This is a genomic window from Streptomyces sp. HSW2009 (assembly GCF_040240285.1).
Lineage (GTDB): Bacteria > Actinomycetota > Actinomycetes > Streptomycetales > Streptomycetaceae > Streptomyces.
Genome location: NZ_JBEHZD010000427.1, coordinates 1 through 7107, shown reverse-complemented (window position 1 = coordinate 7107; position 7107 = coordinate 1). Strand labels below are relative to the sequence as shown.

Below are 7107 nucleotides of genomic sequence, written 5' to 3'. Positions count from 1 at the left end.
CGGGGCACCGGACGGGCCGCCCGGCGGGGCGGGGAAGCCCCCGACACCGCGCGGGCCCGCCTCGCGCGGGCGCGCGCGAAGGGCGCCACGGACAGGGCCCCGGAAGCGGGCCCGCGAGCCGACTGCTCCCGCGGCGCTCCGTGCTCCGTGCTCCGTGTTCTGCGCTCCGTGCGCTCCGCTCCGTGCGGGCCCCGTGCTCCGTGCTCCGTGTTCTGCACTCCGTGCTCCGTGCTCCGTGCGGGGCCCGTGCCCCGTGCCCCGTACCGCGTGGGCCGTGCTCCCGCTCCGTGCCCCGTGCGCACGCCTCCGCCGCGACGAACCCGCCCCGTGCGACGAACCGTCCACCACCCCCCTGCGACGAAAGGTCCGCGATGACAAAGAACGTCCTGCTCCGATCGGTGCTGACGGCGGCCAGCGCCGGCGCGCTGGTGCTGCCGCTGCTCGGCCCGGCGCAGTCCGCGGGGGCCCCCGACCGTGCCGCCGGGGCCGCCGACTCCGCCGTCTACGTGGTGCAACTGCTGCGCACCGACGCCGACCAACAGGCCGTAGACAAGGCGGCCAGGCAACTGGTCGCGGACGACGGCGGCCAACTGCGCCGGACCTACTACGCCGCCCTCCAGGGCTTTTCGGTCACCCTGACCGATGCGCAGGTGGGCGCGTACCTCAAGGACACCCGGGTCGGCTCGGTGACCAGGGACCGCACCTACCGCACCGCCGGCCGCCTCGGTGCCCGCCCGCACCGCGCGGCGACCGGCGGGGGCGGCGGCACTGGCATCAGCACCGGCGTCGGCGCTGACGTCGGCACCGGCGGGCGGTGGGCGGCGCCGTGGGGCCTGGACCGGATGGACCAGCGCGACCTGCCGCTGGACGGCAGGTTCACCGCGCCCAACCCCGCGGCCGGCGTGCACGCGTACGTCGTGGACACCGGCGTACGGGCCGACCACGAGGAGCTGCGCGGCCGGGTCACCGCCGCCTACGACGCGATCAACGACCGTGCCGGTGGCCTGGCTACCGACTGCAACGGCCACGGCACCGCCGCCGCCTCGCTGGTCGCCGGCAAGCACACCGGGGTGGCGTCGGCGGCCCGCGTCGGCTCCGTCCGCGCGCTGGGCTGCGACGGTACGGGGCGGCTTGAGCACCTGGTGTCGGCCGTGGACTGGATCACCGCGCACGCCGCGAAGCCCGCCGTCGTCAGCCTCGGCTTCTCCGGCGAACCCGGCTCCGTACTCGACCTCCAGCTCTACGAGATGGCGGCGCAGGGCATCGCGTACACCGCGCCCGCCGGCAACGGGGACGAGAACGGCCGGCCGATCGACGCCTGCGACGCGACGCCGGGGCGGCAGACCACGGCGCTCACCGTCTCCGCGACGGACCGTTCCGACCGGCGGCTGGCCGGCGCCAACACCGGGAGCTGCGTGCACCTGTTCGCGCCCGGCAGCGGCATCCCGGTCGCCAGCGCCGTCGGAGACCGCTACTACACCCAACTGAGCGGCACATCGGCCGCCGCCGCCCAGGTCGCCGGTGCCGCCGCCAGCTACCTCGCGGACCATCCGGGCACCCCGGCCGAGGAGTTGGACGCGGCACTGGCCCGCAGGGCCACCAAGGACCATGTGTGCGACCCCGGCGAGGAGAGCAGGAACCTGCTGGCGTACGTGGGGCCGGACACCGGGCGGGTGCCGCAGGCGGCGGCTGGCGCGGCTGGTACGACCGATGCGGCTGGCGCGGATGGCGCGGCTGGTGTGGACGGCGCGGCCGGTGTGACGGGTGAGGCCGATGAGCCCAGCGCTCCCAGCGCGTCCAGTGCATCCGGTGTGTCCAGTGCACCCGATGCGCCCAGCGCATTCGATGTGTCCGGTGCGGCTGGGGTCGGTAGTCCGCGGGCCGCGGGGCGCGCGGGCACCGCCGGCGCCGGGGCGGGGGCGGAGCGATGAGCGACCGCATCCGGGACACCATCGTCATCGGCTCGGGCCCGGCCGGCTACACCGCCGCCCTGTACACGGCGCGCGCCAGCCTGCACCCGCTGGTCTTCTGCGGCGCGCTCTACGCCGGCGGCGCGTTGATGACCACCACCGACGTGGAGAACTTCCCCGGCTTCCCGACCGGCATCCAGGGCCCCGATCTGATGCTGGGCATGCGGGCACAGGCGGAGCGGTTCGGCGCCGAACTCGTCGACGACGAGGTGGCGGCCGTCGAACTGGACGGCCCCGTCAAAAACGTCACCGACGCCCACGGCACCACCCACCGGGCCCGTACGGTGATCGTCGCCACAGGCTCCGGCTACCGCAAGCTCGGCCTGCCGCGCGAGGACGAACTCGCCGGCCGGGGCGTGTCCTGGTGTGCCACCTGCGACGGCTTCTTCTTCAAGGGGCAGGACCTGGCCGTGGTCGGCGGCGGCGACACCGCCCTGGAGGAGGCCACCTTCCTCACCCGCTACGCCAGGTCCGTCACCGTCGTCCACCGCCGTGACAGCCTGCGCGCCTCGAAGGTGATGCAGGCCAGGGCGCGGGCCGACGAGAAGATCACGTTCGCGTACGACAGCGAGGTGGTCGAACTGCACGGCACAGAGCGGCTGGCGGGCCTGACCCTGCGCGACGTACTGACCGGCACCACCCGCCCGTTGGCGGCCACCGGCCTGTTCGTGGCCATCGGGCACGATCCGCGCAGCACGCTGTTCGCCGGCCAACTCGACCGGGACGCCGCCGGCTACCTACGGGTCCAGGCACCGTCGACCCGGACCAATCTGCCGGGCGTCTTCGCCGCCGGCGACGTGGTGGACCACACCTACCGGCAGGCGATCACCGCGGCGGGCAGCGGCTGCGCGGCGGCCCTGGACGCCGAGCGGTACCTGGCGGCGCTCGGCGACGGGGCGGCGCTCGACGCCGCGGCGGTGGGCGGGGCGGAGCCCGTCGCACCGGGTGGGCCGGGCTCCGTCGGGGCCGCGACCACCCGCAGGTCGGCCGCGACGCCGTAACGCACGCGCGGGCGCGCGTACCGCTCGGGTGCGCGGATCACCCGGGGTACGCGGATCACCCGGGGTACGCGTACCGCCCCGGGCCCCGGCCCGACGCGCCGCCCGCCACCGACCGTCCCGGGGGCCAGCCCGGGGCGCCGAGGGGGAGCGGCCCCCGGGTTAGCGGCCCCCGGGCCCGGCGGCCCCCCCCCCCCCCCCCCCCCCCCCCCCCCCCGCCGGCGGGGGGGGGGGGCGGGGGGGCGGGGGGGGGGGGGCCGGGGCGGGCGCCCCCCCCCCCCCCCCCCCCCCCGCCCCACCGCCCCCGCTCCCTCCGCCCCGTCCGGTCCCTCCGCCCCGCTCCGTGGGGTGCCGCGGAACAGCGAGGCGAAGCGAGGCGGCACAGCGAGGAGGCAGCACAGACAGGCAACACAGACAGACAGCACAGACAGCACAGACAGGCGGAGCAGAAAGGCGGCACAACAGAGCACCACAACAGGGCGGCGCGACAGAGCACCACAGCGACGCGGCGAACGGAGCACCCCAACGACGCGACGTCAGGCGGTCCTTGCACAACGCACCTCGCGCGCGAGCGGGTGCGCGTACGGTGCGCGACGGAGCGTGTGATGCCCGTGTCGAGAGTCTGGGCTTCCGGATTCGGGTCGGCCATACTCGGCCGAATGGACCTGGAGGTGCGGCACCTGCGGTTTGTTGAGGCGGTCGACGCGGCGGGCAGCGTCACCAAGGCGGCGGCGGGGCTCGGGGTCTCCCAGCCCGCACTGACGGCGCAGGTACGGCGGATCGAACGGGTCGTCGGCGGCGCCCTGTTCGACCGCGGGCGCCACGGGGCGCGCCCCACGGCGCTGGGCGACGTCCTGCTACCCCACGTACGCGAGGTGCTCGCCGCCGTGGACGACCTGCACCGTGCGCTGCGCGGCTTCCAGAACCGCTCCGCCTCCCGCACCCTGCGGGTGGCCGTCCGACAGACGCCGCTCGCCGCCCAACTCTGCGGCGTCATCGGCGAGGTGTGCCCCGACGACGTGGTGGACCTGGTGGTGATCGACCGGCAGGCGACGGTGCTCGCCGCGCTGGCCGACGGCACCGTGGACCTCGCCCTGCATGTCGACTTCCCCGGCCAGGAGCCCGCCCTGCCGCCCGGCATCGGTCGCACGGCCGTCGGCTACGAGCCTACGTTTGTCATGGTCGCGTCCAGTCATCCGTTGGCCGGCCGGGGCGAGGTGGAGCTCTCCGAACTCACCGGCTGTAGCTGGCTGCTCGCCGTCAACGGGGACGACGAGTTCGATCGCCACCTGGACGCCCAGTGCACGCTGGCCGGCCTCGGGCCCATCGCCGTACGGGCCTACGCGCCGCTGGTGGTCAGCCAGTTGTTGCGGCGCGGTGACTCGGTGGCCGTCCCCGTCCAGGCGCTCGACACCGGCCTGCCGCTGACCGGAGCGGTGCTCGTGCTGCGCGGCTCCCCGATCCGGGTGCGGCACGTGCTGCTGTGGGCCGAGGGCGGACCGATCGACGCCCGACGCGCCGCCGCCGTCCGCACCGGCCTCGCCCTCGCCTACCGCGCGATGGTCACCGGCCTCGGCCGCGTCCCCGGCTGGTGGGACCGTCACCCGGGCTGGCTCGGCTCCGCCCCGTACGAGCGCGAGCGTGCGGAGGACACGGAGCGTACGGAGCACACGGAGCGTGCGGGGAGCGATCCCGCGGAGCCTGGTCCCACGGGGCGTACGGGGCGTACGGGGCGGGCAGGACGCGCGGGAATTGATCCCACGGAGCGCACGGAGCCCGCCCCCACGGAGCCCGTGATGGCCGATCCCACGGAGCCCGCGCCCGCCGGCAGCCGCCAGCCGGCCGGCCCGCCCCCGGTTCCCTACGCCCCCGGCGCGTATTCGGCGACCATCTCCGGCGGCGTCGTCCCCCACTCCGGATGGCGCTCAAGCCACGCCTGATACACCGGGGTGCGCTCCACGATCGCGTGCTGGGCCTGCACCAACTCCTGCCACAGGGCCCGTACCGACGCACTGCGCAGCGGCCCTTCCACATGCCAGAACAGGCTGGTGCGCTGGCGCAGCGGGGAGCCGCGCAGGGGCAGCAGGCTGAGCCCGGTGCGCGGCCGGTTGCCCGCCATCATGGGGAGCACCGCCTGCCCGAGTTCGGCGAGTTGGAAGGCCGAGGTGTAGTCGGCCTGTCGGACGTGCGGTGTGAAGCCGGCGCTGCGGCAGCACGCGTCCAGATGGCGCGCGCCCTCGCTGCGCGGGCCGTCGGCCACGCACCAGGTCTCCCCGTGCAGTTCGGCGAGTTCGATCTCGCACGCGCCGGCCAACCGGTGCCCGCTGCCCACCGCGACGAACAGCGGCTCGACCGAGACCACGGCGCCCGCGATGCCCGCCCCGGCCGGCGCCGTCGGGCCCGGGTTGCCGGCGATCAGCGCGGCCTCCACGCGACGGTCGGCCAGCAGCGCGAGCGCCGCCTCGGGGTCGTTGCCCGTGCGCACCTCGACGCCGGTGCCGAGCACCTGCGGCACCGCCACCGTCAGATGCGCCACCAGCAGGCTCGGGGTGCAGCCGAACCGCACCGACGGCGGCAGCGTGTCGGCCTGGTGCCGGGCGGTGGCCGAGGCCAGCCGGTCCATCGCGGCGAGCACCGTACGGGCGTGCGCGGTGAGCAGTTCGCCCAGCGGGGTCGGCACCGCGCCGTGCGCGTCGCGGCGGAACAGCGGGGCGCCGGTGATGCGTTCGGCGCGCCGCAGAGCCTCGGTCACCGACGGCTGGGTCATGCCCAACTCGGCCGCTGCGGCCGTGAGCGTGCCGTGGTCGGCGATGGCCCGTACCACCCGCAAGTGCCGGAACTCCAGCTCCATAGGCGGACTCTATGCAACGTTGGGATTGTTACGGAAGTTCAGCGTCCGCACATAGTGACGACATGACCGGGCCCTCTCCCGGTCAGATCCCCCGCTTACGGAGGAAACCCTCGCTATGTTCTTGCGTACTTCGCACACCTTGCGTACTTCGCGTACGCCGCGCGCCTTGCGCACCGTGCTGCGCGCCGTCGCAGCGCCCGTACTGATCGCCGCGGCGGTGCTCACCGCACCGGGTGCCCAGGCGGCATCTCCCGAACCCACCCCGCCCCCCGGCACCAGGATCGTCGGCGGTGGGCAGGCGACCGAGAACTACTCGTTCATGGGATCGCTCCAGGTCCAGGGCCGCCACGGCTGTGGCGCCTCGCTGATCAGCAGCGAGTGGATGGTGACCGCCGCGCACTGCGTCGAGAACCAGTCGTCCGGCCTGAGCGTCCGCATCGGCTCCCGGGACCACACCAGCGGCGGCACGGTGGCCCGGGTCGCCCAGGCCATCCCGCACCCCAACTACCGGGGTCTGCCCGGGAACTACGACATAGCCCTGCTCCGGCTCGGCCAGTCGGTCTCCCAGACCCCCGTCGCCATCGCCGACTCCTCGCCCGGGCAGGGCACCGGCACCCGGCTGCTCGGCTGGGGCCAGGAGTGCGGCTCCCCGCAGTGCGGCCAGGCGCCGCGCCTGCTCAAGCAACTGGACACGCGCATCAACCCGGACGGGATGTGCGCGGAATCCTTCAACGGCGCCAGCGAGTTGTGCGTCTACGGCTCGCGCACCCAGACCGCCTGTTACGGGGACTCCGGCGGGCCTGCGCTCGTGCAGAGCGGTGGCGGCTGGGCCCTGGTGGGCGCCACCAGTCGGGCCGGCCAGCGCTCGCAGGTCTGTGGCACCGGTGACGCCACGATCTACACCGACGTGACGGCGCACCGGCAGTGGATCGACCAGACCACCGGGGGCACGGGGCCCGGCCCGGGCCCGGGCCCCGGCTGTTCGGCGGCGGCCTGGGACCCGGCCGAGTACTACCCGCCGGGGACGCAGGTCTCGTACGAGGGCTACGTCTGGCAGAACCAGCAGTGGAGCTACGGCGAGGCCCCGGGCCAGGGCTGGGGCTGGCAGCGGGTCGGCGAGTGCTAGACCACTGACCCGCCGGCACTGCTGACGGGTCCGGGACCCGGCCCGCCCCCCCCCCGGCCCGGCCCCCCGCCCCCCGGGGGGGGCGGGTGACCTGGTACGGAGCCAGTGACCTGGTGGGGAGCGAATGACTTGGCACGAGGCCGGTGGCTTGGTGCGAGGCCG

General features: G+C 75.2%; 5 protein-coding genes and 1 pseudogene. 4 read left to right on the top strand and 2 right to left on the bottom strand.

Annotated features, from left to right (window positions below):
• Positions 1 to 371 precede the first annotated feature (371 nt).
• Complete coding sequence (locus tag AAHZ94_RS25235) at positions 372 to 1931, top strand: S8 family peptidase (RefSeq protein WP_349995461.1); 1560 nt, start codon at positions 372 to 374, stop codon at positions 1929 to 1931.
• A pseudogene (gene trxB / locus AAHZ94_RS25230) lies at positions 1928 to 2863 on the top strand (thioredoxin-disulfide reductase); the annotation flags it as partial. The gene AAHZ94_RS25235 and the pseudogene trxB, both read left to right, overlap by 4 nt.
• Before the next feature lie 267 nt (positions 2864 to 3130).
• On the opposite strand, the gene AAHZ94_RS25225 reads toward trxB, so the two are convergent.
• Complete coding sequence (locus AAHZ94_RS25225) at positions 3131 to 3367, bottom strand: hypothetical protein (RefSeq protein ID WP_349995459.1); 237 nt, start codon at positions 3365 to 3367, stop codon at positions 3131 to 3133.
• 260 nt (positions 3368 to 3627) lie between these two features.
• On the opposite strand from AAHZ94_RS25225, the gene AAHZ94_RS25220 reads away from it, so the two are divergent.
• The gene (locus AAHZ94_RS25220; protein WP_349995457.1) at positions 3628 to 4908 is read left to right on the top strand and encodes a LysR family transcriptional regulator; all 1281 of its coding nucleotides are present in this window, start codon (positions 3628 to 3630) and stop codon (positions 4906 to 4908) included.
• Here AAHZ94_RS25220 and AAHZ94_RS25215 read toward each other — a convergent pair.
• A complete protein-coding gene (locus tag AAHZ94_RS25215) occupies positions 4830 to 5819 on the bottom strand; it encodes a LysR family transcriptional regulator (RefSeq protein WP_349995455.1) in 990 nt (329 codons plus the stop codon). The two genes, AAHZ94_RS25220 and AAHZ94_RS25215, sit on opposite strands and share 79 nt — an antisense overlap.
• A 115-nt stretch (positions 5820 to 5934) precedes the next feature.
• On the opposite strand from AAHZ94_RS25215, the gene AAHZ94_RS25210 reads away from it, so the two are divergent.
• A complete protein-coding gene (locus AAHZ94_RS25210) occupies positions 5935 to 6945 on the top strand; it encodes a trypsin-like serine protease (protein WP_349995454.1) in 1011 nt (336 codons plus the stop codon).
• Positions 6946 to 7107 lie beyond the last annotated feature (162 nt).

Coding starts and splice junctions, on each gene's coding strand:
- AAHZ94_RS25235 (WP_349995461.1), top strand. CDS start 372: ATGACAAAGAACGTCCTGCTCCGATCGGTGCTGACGGCGGCCAGCGCC.
- AAHZ94_RS25220 (WP_349995457.1), top strand. CDS start 3,628: ATGGACCTGGAGGTGCGGCACCTGCGGTTTGTTGAGGCGGTCGACGCG.
- AAHZ94_RS25215 (WP_349995455.1), bottom strand. CDS start 5,819: ATGGAGCTGGAGTTCCGGCACTTGCGGGTGGTACGGGCCATCGCCGAC.
- AAHZ94_RS25210 (WP_349995454.1), top strand. CDS start 5,935: ATGTTCTTGCGTACTTCGCACACCTTGCGTACTTCGCGTACGCCGCGC.